We start from the raw sequence: 19,873 nt of genomic DNA, 5'->3' as shown, positions 1-19,873 counted from the left end.
TGGCAAAACGTAACTTTTATTCCGCCCGGCTGGGCACCAGGATCTCACGCTGGCCGGCGCCGCTCATGGCGCTGACCAGGCCGGCTTTTTCCATGTCTTCCACAAGGCGCGCGGCGCGGTTGTAGCCGATCTTGAGGTGGCGCTGGACCAGGGAGATGCTGGCCTTGCGGTTCTTCAGCACCACTTCCACCGCCTGGTCGTACATCGGGTCCTTCTCGCCCGCGGAGCCGCCCTCGCCCAGCACGTCGCCGTCTTCATCGACGGTGCCGCCCTCGAGCACGCCTTCGATGTAGTTGGGCTCGCCGCCCTGCTCCTTGAGATAGGCCACCACGCGGTGCACCTCCTCGTCGCTGACGAAGGCGCCGTGCACGCGGACCGGGAAGCCCGTGCCGCTGGCCATGTACAGCATGTCGCCCATGCCCAGCAAGGCCTCGGCGCCCATCTGGTCGAGGATGGTGCGGCTGTCGATCTTGGAGCCCACCGAGAAGGCAATGCGGGTCGGGATGTTGGCCTTGATCAGGCCGGTGATCACATCCACGCTGGGCCGCTGGGTGGCCAGGATCAGGTGGATGCCGGCGGCGCGGGCCTTCTGCGCCAGCCGGGCGATCAGCTCCTCGATCTTCTTGCCCACCACCATCATCAGGTCGGCCAGCTCGTCGATCACCACCACGATGTGGGGCAGGCGGTCCAGCGGCTCCGGGCTGTCGGGCGTCAGGCTGAAGGGGTTGTAGATGAACTGTTCCTTGGCCTTGGCTTCGTCGATCTTGTGGTTGTACCCGGCCAGGTTGCGCACGCCCATCTTGCTCAGGAGCTTGTAGCGGCGCTCCATCTCCATCACGCACCAGTTCAGGCCGTGGGCGGCCTGGCGCATGTCGGTCACCACCGGCGCCAGCAGGTGCGGGATGCCCTCGTAGACCGACATTTCCAGCATCTTGGGGTCGATCATCAGCAGGCGCACGTCGCGCGCCTCGGCCTTGTACAACAGCGACAGGATCATGGCGTTGATGCCCACCGACTTGCCCGAGCCGGTGGTGCCGGCCACCAGCACGTGCGGCATCTTGGCCAGGTCGGCAACGATGGGGTTGCCGATGATGTCCTTGCCCAGGCCCATGGTCAGCATGGACTTGGCCTCGTTGTACACCTGCGAGCCCAGGATCTCGGACAGGCGGATCGACTGGCGCTTGGCGTTGGGAAGTTCCAGCGCCATGTAGTTCTTGCCGGGGATGGTTTCGACCACCCGGATCGAGACCAGCGACAGCGAGCGTGCCAGGTCCTTGGCCAGGTTGACGATTTGCGAGCCCTTGACGCCGGTGGCCGGCTCGATCTCGTAGCGCGTGATCACCGGTCCCGGCTGGGCCAGCACCACGCGGACTTCGACGCCGAAGTCCTTGAGTTTTTTCTCGATCAGGCGGCTGGTCATCTCCAGGGTCTCGGGGGAGACCGTTTCCTGCCGGCCCTGCGGGCCATCGAGCAGGTCGACCTGGGGCAGCTTGCTGTCGGGCATCTCGGTGAACAGGGGCTTTTGCCGCTCCTTGGCGACGCGCTCGCTGCGCGGCAGGTCCACCACCAGCTGCGGCTCGATCAGCACCGGCGTGGGATGGTGCTCCTCGATCTCAATGCGCTCTTCCAGCACGATCTCTTCGCGCTCGCGCGCAGCCTGCTGGCCGAAAGCCAGGTCCTGGGCGATCTCGCGCTTCTCGCGGCGCGACGCAATGAAGCCGTCGATGCGTGCGCCGATGGTCTCGGCCAGCTGGCTCCAGGAGAAGCGGAACACCACGGCCGCACCCAGCACCGCCAGGGCGACAAAGACCAGCCCCGAGCCGGTGAAGCCCAGCCACTTCACGCCAGCCGGGCCGGCCAGGTAGCCCAGGGCCCCGCCGGCGTGGTCCGGCAGGCGGGCCTCGAAGCGGTACAGGCGCGACCATTCCAGCGCGCTGCTGGCCAGCAGCAGCAAGGCCAGGGCGATCCAGAAGGCCAGGCGGGTGCGCGTCAGGCGCCTGCGGTCGGCCGGCTCGCCCACGCTGCCGTGCATCCATCGCACCAGCGTGGCCAGCCAGGCTCGCACGCCGGCGGCGACACACCACCAGACCGAGAACCCCAGCAGGAAGTAGCTGGCATCGGCCATCCAGGCGCCCAGCCGGCCGCCCCAGTTGCTCACCGGCGCGCCGGTACCCGAGGTGGAGAAGGCGGGATCGTTGGCCGAATAACTGACCAGCGCCAGCAGCCAGAACACCAGGCCCACCAGGCCCAGCACCAGGCCGAATTCGTGGACAAAACGTCCCAGACCCGTACGTGGCGGCGCAGCGCCGCCAGCGGTTTTGTTCAAGGTGTTGAGCGAGTAAGTCATCCAGCGGCCAAGCTTACCGCAGCGCGCACCGCAGCCCGCTCACCCAAGGGTGGTGAGCCTGTCCTTGATATGCATCGAACCGTCCTCACGGGTCTCGATGAAGCCGCGGTCTTCCAGGTCCTTCATCACACGGCTGACCATCTCGCGCGAGGCGCCGACCATCTTGGCGATGTCCTGGCGCGAAATGCGGTCGCGGATGGTCATCAGGCCGTCGCGGTCGGGCGTGGCGAACTCCAGCAGGGCGCGGGCCACGCGGCCGTACACGTCCATCAGGGCCAGCGACTCGATCTTGCGGTCGGCCTGGCGCAGGCGCTGCACCAGGCCCTTCATGATGGCGTAGGCCATCGAGCTGTTCTCGGGCAGGCAGCGCGCGAACTCGGCTCGGCCCAGGGCCAGCATGTCGGTCTGCACCTCGGCGCGCACCGTGGCCGAATGCGCCTCGTTGTCGATCAGGCTCATCTCGCCGATGTAGTCACCCGGCTGCAACGTGGCCAGGATGACCTCACGGCCGCGCTTGTCGGAAGTGATCACGCGCACGCGCCCGGTCAGGATGATGAACAGGGTGTTGGACTTCGTGCCTTGCTCCACGATCATCTCGCCGCGCTTGAAGCGGCGCTTGGTGACCGCCTCGGCCACCGCCTCGGCCTGGATCGCCGTCAGCAGCGCGAACAGCGGCACGCGGCGTATCAGCTCCAGATTGGACAGCATCGACATTTACATCCCTCCAGTGTGGCCGCCTGCAGAGGGCCTGCGGCGCCGACGATGGGTTCTTACAATCACAAGGATTGAGATTGGCAAGCCCGACCTGCGTCCCGCACGGTTGATACTTGCCGGTCTGGCCCGAAATGTACACCGGCCTGTCGCGTTTCCCACACAGGTTTCTCCACCATGACCACCAAACACGCCAAAGTCCTGATCCTCGGTTCCGGCCCCGCCGGCTACACCGCCGCCGTCTATGCCGCACGCGCCAACCTCAACCCGGTGCTGGTCACCGGCATCGCCCAAGGCGGCCAGCTCATGACCACCACCGAGGTCGACAACTGGCCGGCCGACGTCCACGGCGTGCAGGGACCGGAGCTGATGCAGCGCTTCCTGGAGCACGCTGAGCGCTTCAAGACCGAGGTGCTGTTCGACCACATCAACACGGTCGATTTCAGCAGGCGCCCGTTCACGCTCAAGGGCGACAGCGGCGGCTACACCTGCGACTCGCTGATCATCGCCACCGGCGCCTCGGCCAAGTATCTGGGCCTGCCCTCCGAGCAGACCTTCATGGGCAAGGGCGTCTCCGGCTGCGCCACCTGTGACGGCTTCTTCTACCGCGAGCAGGAGGTCTGCGTCATCGGCGGCGGCAACACCGCCGTGGAAGAAGCGCTGTACCTGTCCAACATCGCCAGCAAGGTCACCCTGGTCCACCGGCGCGACAAGTTCAAGGCCGAGCCCATCCTGATCGACAAGCTGATGGACAAGGTCAAGGCCGGCAAGATCGAGCTCAAGCTGTTCAAGACCCTGGACCAGGTGCTGGGCGACGACACCGGCGTGACCGGGGTGCGCCTGAAGGACAGCAAGACCGGCGAGACCGAGGACCTGGTGCTCAAGGGCTGCTTCATCGCCATCGGCCACCAGCCCAACACCGAGATCTTCCAGGGCCAGCTGGAGATGAAGGACGGCTACATCGTCACCAAGTCCGGCCTGCAGGGCTTTGCCACCATGACCAGCGTGCCCGGCGTGTTCGCCGCCGGCGACGTGCAGGACCACATCTACCGCCAGGCCATCACCAGCGCCGGCACCGGCTGCATGGCCGCCCTGGACGCCCAGCGCTTCCTCGAAAGCGAGTAACCCCCCCCGAAGCGGCCTGACGGCCGCCTCCCCAAGGGGGCGCAACCAGCGGACCGGCAAAGCCGGATCCGCGGTTGCCCTGAATCAGGCACGGCGGTCCCGGCAGGCCGGGTTGGCATTCAGGTTATAATCTTTGGCTTTGCTGGCGTTGCGCCGGCCGGTTACCGCCCCCGTCAGGGCGAGGTGAGGCGGGGCTTGGAGCAAACACTGCGCGTTTGCGTTCGTTCCCCGCCGGTTTCAAGGAGTGCTTATGGCACGCGTCTGCGAAGTCACGGGCAAGGGCCCGATGGTCGGGAACAACGTTTCCCACGCCAACAACAAAACCAAGCGCCGGTTCCAGGTGAACCTGCAATACCGCCGTTTCTGGGTGGAGACCGAAAACCGTTGGGTGCGCCTGCGCATCTCCAACGCCGGCCTGCGCCTCATCGACAAGAACGGCATTGACGTCGTGCTCGCAGACCTGCGCGCACGCGGCCAAGCTTAAGGAGCAGCACCATGGCAAGCAAAGGCGGACGCGAAAAGATCAAGCTGGAGTCCACAGCGGGCACCGGCCACTTCTACACCACCAGCAAGAACAAGAAGACGATGCCCGAGAAGATGGCGATCATGAAGTTTGATCCCAAGGCTCGCAAACACGTCGAGTACAAGGAAACGAAGCTCAAGTAAGCTTCGCACCCTGCATGAAAAAGGCCCCGCACCGCGGGGCTTTTTTCATTGGGGCCGCAGCCCCGTGCGCACGTTACGCGTGGGCGGCGCGCAGCTTCCTGGAGAACTGCTGCAGTTGGGCGATGCCGCTTTCCTCGGCGCGGTGGCACCAGGCCTGCAGGTCGGCAGCCAGTTGCTCGCGCGAGTGCGAGGTGTTGAGCCACATCTGGCGCAGCTCTTCGCGCATGGTCACCATCTTGTCGAGCACCGGGTGGGCGGCACGGGCCTGGGCCAGGTGCGGGCGGGCGGCGGCCGGCACCTTGTCGTCGTCGCGGTGCAGCCAGCGGCGGGCCGCCTTCAGCGGCGACAGGTCGGCGCCCTTGGCTTGAAGCAGTTCCAGCTCGGTCTTGCAGGCGTGGCGCATTTCGCGCGCATAACCGGCCATCACCTCGTAGCGGTTGGCGATCAGCGCCTCCAGGGTCTTCTCGTCGGCCACCGGCTTGATAGCACCCAGCTGCAGCTTGGGCACGGTCTTCTTGACCTTGGCCCAGCCGATCTTCTCCATCAGCGAGATGTAGAACCAGCCGATGTCGAACTCGTACGGCTTGACCGAGAAGCGGGCCGAGGTCGGGTAGGTATGGTGGTTGTTGTGCAGCTCTTCGCCGCCGATGATGATGCCCCAGATGCTGACATTGGTGCTGGCGTCGGGCGACTCGAAGTTGCGGTAGCCCCAGTAGTGGCCGATGCCGTTGATGATGCCGGTGGCCATGACCGGGATCCAGGCCATCTGCACTGCCCACACGGCCAGGCCGATGACGCCGAACAGCGCCACGTTCAGGATCAGCATCAGGCCCACGCCCTGCCAGCTGTAGCGGGTGTACAGGTTGCGCTCAAGCCAGTCGTCGGGCGTGCCCGCGCCGTACTTGACCATGGTTTCCATGTTCTTGGACTCGGCGCGGTACAGCTCCACGCCCTCGAGCAGCAGCTTCTTCAGGCCGCGGGTCTGCGGGCTGTGCGGATCTTCTTCGGTATCGACCTTGGCGTGGTGCTTGCGGTGGATGGCGACGAATTCCTTGGTCACCATGCCGGTGCCCAGCCACATCCAGAAACGGAAGAAGTGGAAGGGGATGGGGCCCAGGTCGAGGGCGCGGTGCGCCTGCGAGCGGTGCAGGAAGATGGTCACGCCGGCGATGGTGATGTGGGTGGTCACCAGGGTGTACAGCAGGATCTGCCACCAGGCGAGGTTCCACAGCCCGTTGCTGAGCCAGTCGATTGCCGCGTTCAGCACGGCCCAGTCGGGAAGCATCATGTAAGGGTGTCTCTCTTTTAAAAACGACGTCTCAAGGCAGGGCCCTGGCCCTGTGCAACTGACATTTTAAGGCGTGGGGTCCAAAAACAAGCTGTGGATAAGCACAGCCAGGGGGCATTTGCCCTGCCAGTCGTTAATTTTTTACCCAGATGGCGGCAAAGAAGCCGTCCGTGCCATGCCGATGCGGCCACAGACGCAGGAAATCGCCGCCTTGCTCGCCGCCACTGCACAGGCCGGCGGCATTGGCCACTTTCAGCTGCTCGAGCACGCCCAGGGCGGGCAAAACGCTGAAATCGGGGTTGGCGGCGCCAAAAGCCTGGGCAATCGCCTCGTTCTCCGCCGGCAGCAGACTGCAGGTGGCGTAAACCAAGCGGCCACCGGGCTTGAGCAGGCGGGCCGCGCTTTGCAGGATGGCAGCCTGCTTGACCGTCATCTCCTGCACTGCCTGGAGCGACTGGCGCCATTTGAGGTCGGGGTTGCGGCGCAGCGTGCCCAGGCCCGAACAGGGCGCATCGACGATGACCCGGTCGATCTTGCCGGCCAGGCGCTTGACGCGATCGTCGCGCTCATGGGCGATCGCCGCCGGGTGCACGTTGGACAGCTTGCTGCGCGCCAGCCGCGGCTTGAGGGCGTCGAGCCGGTGGGCCGAGGTGTCGAAGGCATAGAGCCGGCCGGTGTTGCGCATGCAGGCGCCGATGGCCAGGGTCTTGCCGCCGGCACCGGCGCAAAAATCCACCACCATCTCGCCGCGCTTGGCATCCAGCAGCATGGCCAGCAGCTGCGAGCCCTCGTCCTGCACCTCGATGGCGCCACGGGCGAAAGCGTCGTACTTGGTCAGGGGCGGCTTGTCGGCCAGCCGCAGGCCCCAGGGCGAGTACGGCGTGGACTTGGCCTGCAGGCCGGCGGCCTTGAGCTCCTTTTGGACCTCCTCGCGCTTGTCGTTCAAGGTGTTGACGCGCAGGTCCAGCGAAGCCGGCTGGTTCATGCTGTCGACCAGGGCCCAGAACTCGCCGCCCAGCTGGTCCTTCAGGGGCTGGACCAGCCATTCGGGCAGGTTGTGGCGATGCCGCTCGAGCAGGTCGTCGGTCTTGACGGCGTCGCACTGCGCCAGCCAGTTCTTTTCCTGGTCGCTCAGGGCGCTGGCCAGGAAGTCGCGCGGGCCGTGGAAGCCCAGGATGGCCAGGCGCCGCTCCTTGGGACCGCTCCCCGAGGGCGCGAAATGGTCGAACAGCTGCTTCTTGCGCAGCACGGTGTAAACCGTCTCGGCCAGGGTGGCGCGCTCGCGCGGGCCCAGCGAGCGGTTGTCGCGGAAATAGCGTGACACGACCATGTCGGCGGGGTGTTCGAATTTGAGACTGAGCTTGACGAGTTCGGCACAGGCGTCAAGCAGGGCTTTAGGATGCATGCCCCGATTGTCCCACCCCGCGCCTGCGCGACCCGAAGCACCATGTCCGACACCGACCTGCCGCCCCTGATCGAGACGCCCACCGGGCGCTACCGCCACTACAAGGGCATGGAGTACGAGGTGGTGGGCACGGTGCGGCACAGCGAGACGCTGGAGCCGATGACGCTGTACCGCGCCCTGTACGGCCAGCGCGGCCTGTGGGTGCGGCCAGCCGCCATGTTCAACGAGGAGGTGGTGATCGACGGCCTGCGGCAGCCCCGTTTCACCCGCATCGGGGACTGAATCGGCCTCCAGCCCCCGTTAAATCGACCTGAGAAGCTATATTTTTGATAGCAGATCGGCGATCGCGCGGGGATAGACCAGGTGTTCCTGGCTGAGCACCCGGGCCGCCAGAGTGTCGGCCGTGTCGCCAGCGAGCACCGGCACGGCGGCCTGCGCCAGGATGGGCCCGTGGTCCAGTTCGGCCGTCACCTGGTGCACCGTGGCGCCGGCCAACTTGCAGCCCGCGTCGATGGCGCGCTGGTGGGTGTGCAGGCCGGGGAAGGCCGGCAGCAGCGAGGGGTGGATGTTGAGCAGGCGGCCAGCATAGCGCTCGACAAAGCCGGGCGTGAGGATGCGCATGAAGCCGGCCAGCACCACCAGGGCCGGCTGATGACTGTCGATGGCGGCTGCCAGCTGCGCGTCGAAGGCCTCGCGGGTGGCGTGCTGCTTGTGGTCGACCACCTCGGTGGCGATGCCCTGCTCGCGCGCAAACGCCAGGCCGCCGGCACTGTCCTTGTTGCTGATGACGGCGGCCACCTGGGCGCCATAACGCTGGCGCCAGCCGTCCTGCCGGGCCGTTCGCACGATGGCCGCCATGTTGGAGCCGCCGCCGGAGATGAGAATGACGATGTTTTTCATTTTTGTCCCGGGGGATTATGGCTTTGCGACTGTTGACACCGACCGAGGCGCGCGTGCTGGGCACGCTGCTGGAAAAGGCGCGCACCGTGCCCGACAGCTATCCGCTGACGCTCAACGCCCTGGTGGCGGGCTGCAACCAGAAGACCAGCCGCGAGCCGCTGATGGAAGTGACGCCCGGCCAGGCGCAGGAGGCGCTGGACGCACTCAAGCAGCTGAGCCTGGTGTTCGAGACCAGCGGCGGCCGCGTCACGCGCTGGGAGCACAACTTCCAGCGCGTGCTGGGCGTGCCCGAGCAATCCGCGGCCTTGCTGGGCCTGCTGGTGCTGCGCGGCCCGCAGACCGCCGGCGAGCTGCGCATCAATGCCGAGCGCTGGCACCGCTTTGCCGACATCTCCTCGGTCGAGGCCTTCCTGGACGAATTGCAGGACCGCTCCCCCGACAAGGGCGGCCCCCTGGTGGTCCTGCTGCCGCGCGCGCCCGGCGCCCGCGAGCCCCGCTGGGCCCATCTGCTGTGCGGTGAACCCGAGTTGCCGGCCCAGAGCGCCCCCGCAGCGCAGGCCGCGCCACGCTCTGCCCTGGAGGATCGCATCGAGGCACTGGAAAGCGAGGTTGCCCAGCTGCGTTCCACTGTGCAAAACCTGCTGGAGCAGCTCCAGATGTCACAACCTGGACACGCAAACTAGCACGGTCGTGCGGATAATCGGCGCAGCTTTGGAGACATGCAATGGATTTGGCTTTCACCCCTGAAGAACAGAAATTCCGCGAAGAGGTCCGCGCCTGGGTGCGCGAGAACCTGCCCCAGGAGATCTCGCACAAGGTGCACAACGCCCTGCACCTGACGCGCGACGACATGCAGCGCTGGGCCAAGATCCTGGGCAAGAAAGGCTGGCTGGGTTATGGCTGGGCCAAGCAGTTCGGCGGACCGGGCTGGAACGCGGTGCAAAAGCATCTGTTCGAGGAAGAAACCGCGCTGGCCGGCGCGCCGCGCATCATCCCCTTCGGCCCCGTCATGGTGGCGCCGGTGATCATGGCCTTCGGCAACCCCGAGCAGCAGCAGCGCTTCCTGCCCGGCATCAGCAGCGGCGAGGTCTGGTGGAGCCAGGGCTACAGCGAACCGGGCTCGGGCTCGGACCTGGCTTCGGTCAAGACCCGCGCAGAGCGCAAGGGCGACAAGTACATCGTCAACGGCCAGAAGACCTGGACCACCCTGGCCCAGTACGGCGACTGGATCTTCTGCCTGGTGCGCACCAGCACCGAGGGCAAGCCCCAGACCGGCATCTCCTTCCTGCTGATCGACATGAAGTCGCCGGGCCTGAGCGTGCGCCCCATCATCATGCTCGACGGCGGCCACGAGGTGAACGAGGTCTTCTTCGACAACGTCGAGGTGCCGGCCGAGAACCTGATCGGCGAGGAGAACAAGGGTTGGACCTACGCCAAACACCTGCTGTCGCACGAGCGCACCAACATCGCCGACGTGAACCGCGCCAAGCGCGAGCTCGAACGCCTCAAGCGCATCGCCAAGGCCGAAGGCGTCTATGACGACCCGCGCTTTCGCGACGAGATCGCCAGGCTGGAAGTCGACGTGGTGGCGCTGGAGATGCTGGTGCTGCGCGTGCTGTCGGCCGAGAAGTCGGGCAAGAACTCGCTGGACATCGCCGGCCTGCTCAAGATCAAGGGCAGCGAGATCCAGCAGCGCTACGCCGAGCTGATGATGCTGGCCGCCGGCCCCTATGCCGTGCCCTTCATCCAGGAGGCCATGGAAGCGGGCTGGCAGGGCGACTTCCCCGGCGCCATGGTGGGCAACGCGCCGCTGGCCGCCACCTACTTCAACCTGCGCAAGACCACCATCTACGGCGGCTCCAACGAAGTGCAGCGCAACATCGTGGCCCAGACGGTTCTCGGCTAAAAAAACGAACAGGACATCTCAAATGGATTTCGATTTTTCCGACGACCAGGAACAGCTGCGCGACGCGGTGCGCAAATGGGTCGACAAGGGCTATGACTTCGAGCGCCGCCGCAAGGCCGTGGCTGCCGGCGGCTTCGACCGCGCGGCCTATACCGAGCTGGCCGAGTTGGGCCTGACCGGCCTGTACGTGCCAGACGACCAGGGTGGCATGGGCATGGGCCCGGTCGAGGCCATGGTGGCCATGGAAGAACTGGGCCGCGGCATGGTGCTCGAGCCCCTGTCCCAGGCCCTGATCGCCGGCGGCACCCTGGCCGGCTATGCGCCCGATGCGCTCAAGGCCGCCTGGCTGCCCAAGGTGGCCAGCGGCGAGGCCCTGGTGGTGCTGGCCCAGCAGGAGCGCAAGGCGCGCTACCGCCTGGGTGTGTGCGAAGCCACGGCCAGCCAGTCGGGCTCCGCCTGGACCCTCAGCGGCACCAAGAGCATCGTCGCCGCCGGCGACAAGGCCGACGCCTTCCTGGTGCCGGCCCAGGCCAACGGCAAGATCGCCCTGTTCCTGGTGGAAGCCAAGGCCAGCGGCGTCCAGGCCAGCGGCTACGGCACGCAGGACGGCAGCCGCGCCGCCGAAGTGGTGTTCAGCAAGGCGCCCGCCACCCTGGTGACGGCCGACGGCCTGAGCGCGCTGGAACATGCGGTGGACATCGGCATCGCCGCCACCTGCGCCGAAGCCGTGGGCGTGCTGGACAAGACCATGGCCGTCACCGTGGAGTACATGAACACGCGCAAACAGTTCGGTGCCACCCTGGCCAGTTTCCAGGCCCTGCGCCACCGCGTCGCCGACATGAAGATGCAGCTGGAGCTGGCCCGCTCCATGAGCTACTACGCCGCGCTCAAGCTCAATGCACCGGCCGATGAGCGCCGCCGCGCCCTGGCCCGCGCCAAGTACCAGCTGGGCGTGTCCATGCGCTTCATCGGCCAGAACTCGGTGCAACTGCACGGCGGTATCGGCGTGACCGACGAGTACATCGGCAGCCACTACTTCAAGAAGCTGACCCAGCTGGAACTGAGCTTCGGCGACACTTTGCACCACCTGGGCGAAGTGTCGGGACGCATGCAGGACACGGCCGGCGTGTTTGCTTGACGCTTCGCTTTTGATAGCGGCCCGCGCCCATTTAACGGGGGCTGCGGGCCTTTTTTATTCCACAGGAGAGACAAGATGACATCCCGCCGCATGTTCCTGGGCATGGCCACCGCTGCCGCCGCGCTTGCCGCCGGCTGCGCCTCCACCGCCTCCACCCCCTCCATGATCGAAGCCCCGCCCATCGTCTTCGTCCACGGCAACGGCGACAGCGCCTCGGTCTGGCAGACCACGCTGTGGCGCTTCGAGTCCAACGGCTGGCCGCGCGAACGCCTGCACGCCATCGACCTGCCCTACCCGCTCAACCGCGACGACGACAGCAAGCCCCAGCCGGGCCGCACCTCGGCCGCCGAGCACATGGCCTTTCTCCAGGCCGAGGTCGACAAGGTCTTGCAGGCCACCGGCGCGCGCCAGGTCGTGCTGTTCGGCAACTCGCGCGGCGGCATCGCCATCCGCAACTACGTGCAAAACGGTGGTGGCGACAGGACCGTCAGCCACGCCATCCTGGGCGGCACGCCCAACCACGGCATCTGGGCCATCAAGGGCTTCCGCGAAGGCAACGAGTTCTCCGCCCTCAGCCCCGTGATGACGGCGCTGAACGCGCCCAAGAACACGATCGGCGACGAGGTCACCGGTCCGGTCAGGTGGCTGACCATCCGCTCGGACAACAACGACAAGTACGCCCAGCCCGACGGCCTGTGGATAGGCGCCAAGGGCACGGCCACCAACGTCACGTTTGCCGGCCCCGAGCTCAAGGGCGCGACCAACCTGGTGATCCCGCGCATCGACCACCGCGAAACGGCCTTCGCGCCGGCCGCCTTCGAGGCGGCCTACCGCTTCATCACCGGCAAGGCGCCGCAGACCAGCGGCGTGGTGGCCGAGTCGACGGCCGTCTTGCGTGGCAAGGTCACCGGCCTGGGCTTGACGCCGACCGACCCGGCCAGCGGCAACTACAGCAACAACCTGCCGCTGCCGGGCGCGCAGCTGGAGATCTACGCCGTCGATGCCGCCACCGGCGAGCGCCGTGGCGCGGCCGCCTATGCCAAAACCGTGGCTGCCGACGGCCTGTGGGGGCCCTTCACCGCGCAAGCGGCCACGCCCTATGAATTCGTCGTCAGCGCGCCGGGCTACGCCATCACCCACATTTACCGCAGCCCCTTCCCGCGCTCGAGCAAGCTCATCCACCTGCGGGCTGAGCGCATTGCCGACGCCGACAAGGGCGCGCCGGCCGTGGTGACCATGACGCGGCCGCGCGGCTACCTGGACCCCACCCGCGACACCATGGCCTTCGACGGCAAGAGCCCGCCGCCGGGCACCGTGCCGGGTGCCGGCGTGGCCAGCTCCAGGCTCAAGCCCGAAGGCCCGCCGCGCAGCCTGACGGCGCAGTTCAACGGAGAGCGCGTCACCGGCCGCAGCTGGCCGGCCGCGTCCAACCACCTGAGCATCCTGGAACTGAGCTACTGAGTCGCGTTACCAAGCAAAAAGGCCGTCTCGCGACGGCCTTTTGTTTTGCGGCGCGAACAGCGCTAGATATGCAGTCGCGAGCTGCGCGGCAGATGGGCCATCAGGAACTCCATCTGGTCGGCCAGGATGCGCCGGTTGCGCAGGATGAAGTCTTCCCACAGGCTGGGGATGTAGGGCGCGTAGATCAGCGGCATGCGGGCCTGCTCGGGCGTCCGGCTGCTCTTGCGGTGGTTGCAGGCGCAGCAGGCGGTGACCACGTTCATCCAGTGGTCCTTGCCGTTCTGGGCGAAGGGGATGATGTGCTCGCGCGTGAGTTCTTCCTCGTGGAAGCGGTTGGCGCAGTAGGCGCAGACGTTGCGGTCGCGGGCGAACAGCTTGCTGTTGGTCAGGCTGGGGCGCAGGTCGAAGGGATTGATGTTGGGCACGCCCTTGGTGCCGATGATGCTGTTGACCGTGATGGTCGACTGCTCGCCCGTCAGCGCGTTGTGGCCGCCGCGAAACAGCGCCACCTGGGCGCCCACTTCCCAGCGCACCTCGTCCGCTGCGTAATGCAGCACGGCCTGCTCCAGCGAAATCCACGACTGGGGCAGCCCCTGGGCCGACAGCTTCAAGACCTTCAAGACACGCCTCCTTTAACGATGGCGAACCACTGAACGGAACCTCCGCGCTCTACAGCACAATATACCTTGTTTCAGTGACGACCCGCCCCGTGGCCCTTGCGCGGCGGGGGCAACACGCTATCAAAAACTGACCAGGCCGATGCAGATCTTCCGAGGCTTCCACCATCCCGACATCGCGCCGGCCTGTGCCCTGACCATCGGCAACTTCGACGGCGTGCACCGCGGCCACCAGGCCATGCTGGCGCTGTTGAACAACGAGGCGCGGCACCGCGGCCTGCCCAGCTGCGTGCTGAGCTTCGAGCCGCACCCGCGCGACTACTTCGCCGGCCTGCACAAAAAGCCCGAACTGGCGCCGGCGCGCATCGCCACCTTGCGCGACAAGCTCACCGAGCTGGCCCGCTGCGGCGTCGACCAGTGCGTGGTCCTGCCCTTCGATGCCAGCCTGTCCGGCCAGAGCCCCCAGGACTTCATCGACCAGGTGCTGCTGCACGGCCTGGGCGCGAAGTACGTGCTGGTGGGCGACGACTTCCGCTTTGGCGCCAAGCGCTCCGGCGACTACGCCGTGCTGGACGCGGCCGGCCAGGCCCAGGGCTTCGACGTGGCCCGCATGAACAGCTACGAGGTCCACAAGCTGCGCGTGTCCAGTTCGGCGGTGCGCGAAGCCCTGGGCCGCGGCGACATGGAAGCCGCCGCAGCCCTGCTGGGCCGGCCCTACAGCATCAGCGGCCACGTGGTCCATGGCCGCAAACTGGGCCGCGAACTCGGGTTCAAGACCCTCAATCTGCGCTTCGCCCACTGGAAGCCGGCCGCATCCGGCATCTTTGCCGTCCAGGTCCATGGCCTGGCCGCTGCGCCCCTGCCCGGCGTGGCCAACCTGGGCGTGCGGCCCTCGCTGGACCCGCAGGACATCAACGGCGGCCGCGTGCTGCTGGAAACCCACTGCCTGGAATGGCCCGACAGTCTGGGCGCCGAGGGGGCGTACGGTAAAATCATCCGCGTGGACCTGCTGCACAAACTGCACGACGAGCTCAAATACGACAGTCTGGACGCCCTCACCCAGGGCATCCGCAAAGACTGCGATGACGCCCGCGCGTTCTTCGCCTCCACCCGGCGCCAGACCACGCGCGACCGAATTTGACTGGCTGTCATTGCGGACCGATCCCGGAGGGGTCCTTCGAATCCGCCGCAATCCGCACCTCCTGCTGGCAAAACATCCTGGATTCCGGGTCAAGCCCGGAATGACACCCAAGGCATCTCCATGACCGACAAGACCGACTACCGCGCCACGCTCAACCTGCCCGACACGCCCTTCCCCATGCGCGGCGACCTGCCCAAGCGCGAGCCGGGCTGGGTCAAGAAGTGGGAGGACGAAGGCTTGTACAAGAAGCTGCGCGCCGCCCGCTGCGGCCACGAGAAGTTCGTGCTGCACGACGGCCCGCCCTACGCCAACGGCCAGATCCACATGGGCCACGCGGTCAACAAGATCCTCAAGGACATGATCGTCAAGGCGCGCCAACTCAAGGGTCTGGACGCCGCCTACATCCCCGGCTGGGACTGCCACGGCCTGCCGATCGAGAACGCCATCGAGAAGAAGTTCGGCCGCAGCCTGCCGCGCGATGAGATGCAGGCCAAGAGCCGGGCCTTCGCCACCGAGCAGATCGGCCTGCAGATGGCGGACTTCAAGCGCCTGGGCGTGCTGGGCGACTGGGACCATCCCTACCGCACCATGGACTTCGTCAACGAAGCCGAGGAAATCCGCGCCTTCAAGCGGGTGGTCGAGCGCGGCTTCGTCTACAGAGGCTTGAAGCCGGTCTACTGGTGCTTCGACTGCGGCTCCTCGCTGGCCGAATTCGAGATCGAATACGCCGACAAGAAGAGCCAGACCCTGGACGTGGGCTTCGAGGCCGACGACACGCTGGCGCTGGCCAAGGCCTTCGGCCTGGCCGCCCTGCCTGTGGGCCTCAAAGCCTACGCCGTGATCTGGACGACGACGGCCTGGACCATCCCGGCCAACCAGGCGCTCAACCTGAACCCCGAGCTGGACTACGCCCTGGTCGAGACCGAGCGCGGCCTGCTGGTGCTGGCCGCCTCCCTGGTCGACAAGTGCATGGAGCGCTTTGGCCTCAAGGGCACGGTGCTGGCCACGGTGGCCGGCAAGCAACTGGACGGCCTGAACTTCCGCCACCCGCTGTACGACGTGGATGCGGGTTACCGCCGCCTGTCACCGGTCTACCTGGCCGACTACGCCACGGCCGACGACGGCACCGGCCTGGTCCATTCCTCGCCCGCCTACGGTGTGGACGACTTCAACAGCTGCGTGGCCCACGGCGTGGCCTATGACGACATCCTCAACCCGGTGCAAGGCAACGGCAGCTACGCGCCCGAGTTGCCGCTGTTCGGCGGCCAGAACATCTGGAAGGCCGCGCCAGTCATCATCGAAACGCTGCGCGAGGCCGGCCGCCTGTTCGCCACGGAAACGATCACGCACAGCTATCCGCATTGCTGGCGCCACAAGACGCCGGTGATCTTCCGTGCCGCCGCCCAGTGGTTCATCCGCATGGACGAAGGCGAAGGCGTGTTCACCAAGGACAAGGCGCCCGACACCCTGCGCAACCTGGCCCTGGCCGCCATCGAGGAAACCAGCTTCTTCCCGGAGAACGGCAAGACCCGGCTGCGCGACATGATCGCCGGCCGGCCCGACTGGTGCATCAGCCGCCAGCGCAGCTGGGGCGTGCCCCTGCCGCTGTTCCTGCACAAGGACTCGGGCGAGCTGCATCCGCGCACCATGGAGATCCTGGACATCGCCGCCGACATGGTCGATGCGGGCGGCATCGAGGCCTGGAGCAAGGCCACGACCGAGGACATCTTCGCCAAGGTGGGTGCGGCTGGCGATGCACCGCAGTACACAAAGAGCAGCGACATCCTGGAAGTCTGGTTCGACTCCGGCACCACCCACACCACGGTGCTGCGCAAGTCGCACGCCGGCGCCGCCCACGAGAGCGGCCCCGAGGCCGACCTCTACCTGGAAGGCCATGATCAGCACCGCGGCTGGTTCCATTCCTCGCTGCTGACGGCCTGCGCCATGTATGGCCGCGCGCCCTACCGCGGCCTGCTCACCCACGGCTTCACGGTGGACAGCCAGGGCCGCAAGATGAGCAAGTCCATGGGCAACGGCGTCGACCCGCAGGAGACGTCCAAGAAGCTGGGCGCCGAGATCATCCGCCTGTGGGTGGCGGCCTCCGACTACTCCGGCGACATCGCCGGCGACGAGAAGATCCTGGCCCGCGTGGTCGACGGCTACCGCCGCATCCGCAACACCTTGCGCTTCCTGCTGGCCAACATCAGCGACTTCGACCCGGCCAAGGACGCCGTGCCGCTGGCCGACATGCTGGAAATCGACCGCTACGCCATGAGCCGGGCGGCCCAGTTCCAGGCCGAGGTGCTGGCCCATTACGAGATCTACGAGTTCCACCCGGTGGTGGCCAAGCTGCAGCTGTACTGCTCCGAGGACCTGGGCGGCTTCTACCTGGACGTTCTCAAGGACCGCCTGTACACCACGGCGCCCAAGTCGCTGGCCAGGCGCAGCGCCCAGACCGCGCTGTGGAACATCACCCACGCCATGCTGCGCTGGATGGCGCCCTTCCTGAGCTTCACGGCGGAGGAGGCCTGGGCCATCTTCGGCGACTCCGAGTCCATCTTCCTGGAGGAGTACGCCAAGATCGGCGGGCCCGATGAGGCGCTGCTGGCCAGGTGGAACCGCATCCGCGAGATCCGCGACCTGGTGAACAAGGACATAGAGGCCGTGCGCACCGCCGGCGCTGTCGGCTCCTCGCTGCAGGCCAACGTGGTCCTGCGTGCGGGCGAGGACGACGCCGCCCTGCTGCGCGCGCTGGGCGAGGACCTGAAGTTCGTTCTCATCACCTCGAAGGCGCAGGTGGAAACCGGCACTGGCGAGCTCGCGATCGAGGTCCAGGCCTCGGCCGACACCAAGTGCGAGCGCTGCTGGCACTGGCGCGCCGACGTCGGCAGCGACGCGGCCCACCCGGCCATCTGCGGCCGCTGCGTGAGCAACCTGCACGGCGCCGGCGAAGACCGGAAGGTGGCCTGATGGCCAGCCGCAACGGCTCCAACAGCGGCTCCAGCGGCTGGCTGCCCTGGCTGGGCTTGGCCCTGATCCTGCTGATCGCCGACCAGTTCACCAAGGTGCTGGTGCTGGGCGCCTACCGCCTGGGCGACAGCACCTACGTGACCAGCTTCTTCAACCTGGTGCGGGCCCACAACACCGGCGCGGCCTTCTCCTTCCTGGCCGGGGCCTCGGGCTGGCAGCGCTGGTTCTTCACCGCCATCGGCGTGGCCGCCACCGTCTTCATCATCTGGATGCTGCGCTCGCACGCCGGCCAGAAGCTGTTCTCCTTCGCCCTGGCCTGCATCCTGGGAGGCGCGGTGGGCAACGTGGTCGATCGCCTGGTGCACGGCTACGTCGTGGACTTCCTGCAGTTCCACTACGGCGGCTGGTACTTCCCGGCCTTCAACGTGGCCGACGCCGCCATCACCGTCGGCGCGGTCTGCCTGATCCTGGATGAACTCTTGCGCGTGCGCCGCACGAAATAGCCCCTTACCCGGGGTTATCATGGTGCTTCAAGCATGAAGCATCTGTTGAATCTGTTGGCAGCGATCGCGCTGCTCGTCTGGGGCACCCATCTCGTTCGTACCGGCATCCTGCGGGTGTTCGGTGCCAACCTGCGGCACATCCTGGCGCGCAGCACCAGCAACCGCTACACCGCCGCCCTCTCGGGCGTGGGCGTCACCGCCCTGGTCCAGTCCAGCACCGCCACCGCCCTCATCGTCTCGGCCTTCGTCGGCCAGGGCCTGGTGAGCCTGCCGCTGGCGCTGGCCGTGATGCTGGGCGCCGACGTGGGCACCAGCCTGATGGCCGTGGTGTTCTCCTTCGACCTGTCCTGGCTGTCGCCGCTGTTCATTTTCGTCGGCGTGGTGCTGTTCATCTCACGCCAGCAGACCATGGTGGGCCGCGTCGGCCGCGTGCTGATCGGCCTGGGCCTGATGCTGCTGGCGCTGCGCCTGGTGTCGGCGTCGACCGGCGTGCTGACCCAGTCACCCGTGGTCAAGGCCCTGCTGGACTCGATCCGCAGCGACATGCTGATGGAGATCACCGTCGGCGCCGTGCTGGCCGTGGTCTCGTACTCCAGCCTGGCCATCGTCCTGCTCACCGCCACCCTGGCCGCCTCCGGCGTGGTCTCGCTGGACATGGCGATCGGCCTGGTGCTGGGCGCCAACCTGGGCAGCGGCCTGCTGGCCGTGTTGACCACCGCCAGGTCGTCCATCGAGGTGCGCCAGGTGCCCATGGGCAACCTGGTGTTCAAGGTGCTGGGCGTGCTCATCGCCGCGCCGCTGGCGGCGCTATGGCTGCGCTACGCCAAGCCCTATGTGGCCGATGCAGCCACCCTGGTCGTGCTGTTCCACCTGAGCTTCAACGTGGTGGTGGCCCTGATCTTCATTTTCCTGATCCGGCTGGTGGCCGGCTGGGTGGAGCGCCTGCTGCCCAAGGCCGACAAGAGCATGGTGGCGGGCCGCCCGCACCACCTGGACCCCTCGGCCCTGGCCACGCCCTCGCTGGCCATCTCCTGCGCGGCCCGCGAGGCCCTGCACCAGGCCGACATCGTCGAGAACATGATGGTGGGCATGCTGGCGGTGATCAAGAACAACGACCTCAAGCTGGCCGAAGACCTGCGCAAGCTCGACGACTCGGTCGACGAGTTGTACTCGGCCATCAAGTACTACCTGACCAAGATCTCGCGCGAGGCCCTGGCCGAGGAGGAAAGCCGGCGCTGGACCGACATCATCAGCTTCACCATCAACATGGAACAGATCGGCGACATCGTCGAGCGCGTGCTGATCGACATCGAGGACAAGAAGATCAAGAAGGGCCGCAACTTCTCCGAAGCCGGCATGGCCGAGATTTGCGAACTGCACGCCCGCCTGATCGACAACCTGCGCCTGGGCATGAGCGTCTTCCTCAACGGCAACGTGCGCGACGCGCAAAAGCTGCTGGAAGAAAAGGCGCGCTTTCGCGACCTGGAGCGCGCCTACGCCGCCACCCACCTGGTGCGCCTGACCGACAACACGGTGCAGAGCATCGAAACCAGTTCGCTGCACATCGACCTGATCAGCGACCTCAAGCGCATCAACTCGCACATCTGCTCGATCGCCTATCCCATCCTGGATTCGGCCGGTGCGCTGGCTCCCAGCCGCCTGCGCCAGCAGGCGCTCGTCGACCAGGGCTAAAGC

Annotated in this window: 18 protein-coding genes; 12 read left to right on the top strand and 6 right to left on the bottom strand. The window is 66.8% G+C overall.

The window, feature by feature from the left end:
- Nucleotides 1-16: 16 nt before the first annotated feature.
- On the bottom strand, nucleotides 17-2,347 hold the full coding sequence (locus Q0632_RS20465) for a DNA translocase FtsK (protein ID WP_298933704.1): 2,331 nt from the start codon (nucleotides 2,345-2,347) through the stop codon (nucleotides 17-19).
- A gap of 39 nt (nucleotides 2,348-2,386) precedes the next feature.
- Nucleotides 2,387-3,061 carry a Crp/Fnr family transcriptional regulator gene (locus Q0632_RS20460; RefSeq protein WP_298933701.1) on the bottom strand — a complete coding sequence of 225 codons (675 nt, stop codon included), beginning with the start codon at nucleotides 3,059-3,061 and terminating at the stop codon, nucleotides 2,387-2,389.
- 174 nt (nucleotides 3,062-3,235) lie between these two features.
- On the opposite strand from Q0632_RS20460, the gene trxB reads away from it, so the two are divergent.
- The 3 genes from trxB to rpmG all read left to right on the top strand — a co-directional run bounded on the left by trxB (nucleotide 3,236) and on the right by rpmG (nucleotide 4,849).
- Complete coding sequence (trxB, locus tag Q0632_RS20455; RefSeq protein WP_298933699.1) at nucleotides 3,236-4,183, top strand: thioredoxin-disulfide reductase; 948 nt, start codon at nucleotides 3,236-3,238, stop codon at nucleotides 4,181-4,183.
- Between the two features lie 250 nt (nucleotides 4,184-4,433).
- Nucleotides 4,434-4,667 (top strand): 50S ribosomal protein L28, encoded by a 234-nt coding sequence (gene rpmB, locus Q0632_RS20450; protein ID WP_298933695.1) that lies wholly within the window; start codon nucleotides 4,434-4,436, stop codon nucleotides 4,665-4,667.
- An 11-nt stretch (nucleotides 4,668-4,678) separates the two neighbouring features.
- On the top strand, nucleotides 4,679-4,849 hold the full coding sequence (gene rpmG, locus Q0632_RS20445; RefSeq protein WP_141510265.1) for a 50S ribosomal protein L33: 171 nt from the start codon (nucleotides 4,679-4,681) through the stop codon (nucleotides 4,847-4,849).
- A 73-nt stretch (nucleotides 4,850-4,922) separates the two neighbouring features.
- Here rpmG and Q0632_RS20440 read toward each other — a convergent pair whose 3' ends face one another.
- Both Q0632_RS20440 and Q0632_RS20435 read right to left on the bottom strand, forming a co-directional pair.
- Nucleotides 4,923-6,137, bottom strand: a complete 1,215-nt coding sequence (locus Q0632_RS20440; RefSeq protein WP_298933688.1) for a fatty acid desaturase — start codon at nucleotides 6,135-6,137, stop codon at nucleotides 4,923-4,925.
- 133 nt (nucleotides 6,138-6,270) lie between these two features.
- On the bottom strand, nucleotides 6,271-7,542 hold the full coding sequence (locus tag Q0632_RS20435; protein ID WP_298933686.1) for an RsmB/NOP family class I SAM-dependent RNA methyltransferase: 1,272 nt from the start codon (nucleotides 7,540-7,542) through the stop codon (nucleotides 6,271-6,273).
- 42 nt (nucleotides 7,543-7,584) lie between these two features.
- Between Q0632_RS20435 and Q0632_RS20430 the strand changes: the two genes are divergently transcribed.
- A complete protein-coding gene (locus Q0632_RS20430) occupies nucleotides 7,585-7,824 on the top strand; it encodes a DUF1653 domain-containing protein (RefSeq protein WP_298933684.1) in 240 nt (79 codons plus the stop codon).
- A gap of 36 nt (nucleotides 7,825-7,860) precedes the next feature.
- On the opposite strand, the gene purN is transcribed toward Q0632_RS20430, so the two are convergent.
- Nucleotides 7,861-8,442: a phosphoribosylglycinamide formyltransferase gene (gene purN / locus Q0632_RS20425; protein WP_298933682.1), complete on the bottom strand. Its 582-nt coding sequence runs from the start codon at nucleotides 8,440-8,442 to the stop codon at nucleotides 7,861-7,863.
- A gap of 17 nt (nucleotides 8,443-8,459) precedes the next feature.
- Between purN and Q0632_RS20420 the strand changes: the two genes are divergently transcribed.
- From Q0632_RS20420 to Q0632_RS20405, 4 genes are all read left to right on the top strand, one after another.
- Nucleotides 8,460-9,125 carry a YceH family protein gene (locus Q0632_RS20420; protein ID WP_298933680.1) on the top strand — a complete coding sequence of 222 codons (666 nt, stop codon included), beginning with the start codon at nucleotides 8,460-8,462 and terminating at the stop codon, nucleotides 9,123-9,125.
- 41 nt (nucleotides 9,126-9,166) lie between these two features.
- Complete coding sequence (locus Q0632_RS20415; protein ID WP_298933678.1) at nucleotides 9,167-10,348, top strand: acyl-CoA dehydrogenase family protein; 1,182 nt, start codon at nucleotides 9,167-9,169, stop codon at nucleotides 10,346-10,348.
- Between the two features lie 22 nt (nucleotides 10,349-10,370).
- Complete coding sequence (locus tag Q0632_RS20410; protein ID WP_298933676.1) at nucleotides 10,371-11,486, top strand: acyl-CoA dehydrogenase family protein; 1,116 nt, start codon at nucleotides 10,371-10,373, stop codon at nucleotides 11,484-11,486.
- 75 nt (nucleotides 11,487-11,561) lie between these two features.
- Nucleotides 11,562-12,947 carry an alpha/beta fold hydrolase gene (locus Q0632_RS20405; protein ID WP_298933673.1) on the top strand — a complete coding sequence of 462 codons (1,386 nt, stop codon included), beginning with the start codon at nucleotides 11,562-11,564 and terminating at the stop codon, nucleotides 12,945-12,947.
- Between the two features lie 62 nt (nucleotides 12,948-13,009).
- Here Q0632_RS20405 and Q0632_RS20400 read toward each other — a convergent pair whose 3' ends face one another.
- Nucleotides 13,010-13,567: an HNH endonuclease gene (locus Q0632_RS20400; RefSeq protein ID WP_298933670.1), complete on the bottom strand. Its 558-nt coding sequence runs from the start codon at nucleotides 13,565-13,567 to the stop codon at nucleotides 13,010-13,012.
- Between the two features lie 139 nt (nucleotides 13,568-13,706).
- Here Q0632_RS20400 and Q0632_RS20395 point away from each other — a divergent pair, with 139 nt between their 5' ends.
- From Q0632_RS20395 to Q0632_RS20380, 4 genes are all read left to right on the top strand, one after another.
- On the top strand, nucleotides 13,707-14,705 hold the full coding sequence (locus tag Q0632_RS20395; protein WP_298933668.1) for a bifunctional riboflavin kinase/FAD synthetase: 999 nt from the start codon (nucleotides 13,707-13,709) through the stop codon (nucleotides 14,703-14,705).
- A 120-nt stretch (nucleotides 14,706-14,825) separates the two neighbouring features.
- The gene (gene ileS / locus Q0632_RS20390; RefSeq protein WP_298933666.1) at nucleotides 14,826-17,675 is read left to right on the top strand and encodes an isoleucine--tRNA ligase; all 2,850 of its coding nucleotides are present in this window, start codon (nucleotides 14,826-14,828) and stop codon (nucleotides 17,673-17,675) included.
- Nucleotides 17,675-18,178, top strand: a complete 504-nt coding sequence (lspA, locus tag Q0632_RS20385; RefSeq protein ID WP_298933664.1) for a signal peptidase II — start codon at nucleotides 17,675-17,677, stop codon at nucleotides 18,176-18,178. The genes ileS and lspA overlap by 1 nt, the downstream gene beginning before the upstream one ends.
- Nucleotides 18,179-18,211: 33 nt before the next feature.
- Nucleotides 18,212-19,870 carry a Na/Pi cotransporter family protein gene (locus Q0632_RS20380; RefSeq protein WP_298933662.1) on the top strand — a complete coding sequence of 553 codons (1,659 nt, stop codon included), beginning with the start codon at nucleotides 18,212-18,214 and terminating at the stop codon, nucleotides 19,868-19,870.
- Nucleotides 19,871-19,873 lie beyond the last annotated feature (3 nt).

The sequence above is a fragment of the uncultured Ramlibacter sp. genome (assembly GCF_936925435.1).
GTDB lineage: Bacteria > Pseudomonadota > Gammaproteobacteria > Burkholderiales > Burkholderiaceae_C > Ramlibacter.
Note: the sequence above shows the minus strand (reverse complement) of the source record. Positions and strands in the feature narration are given on the sequence as shown.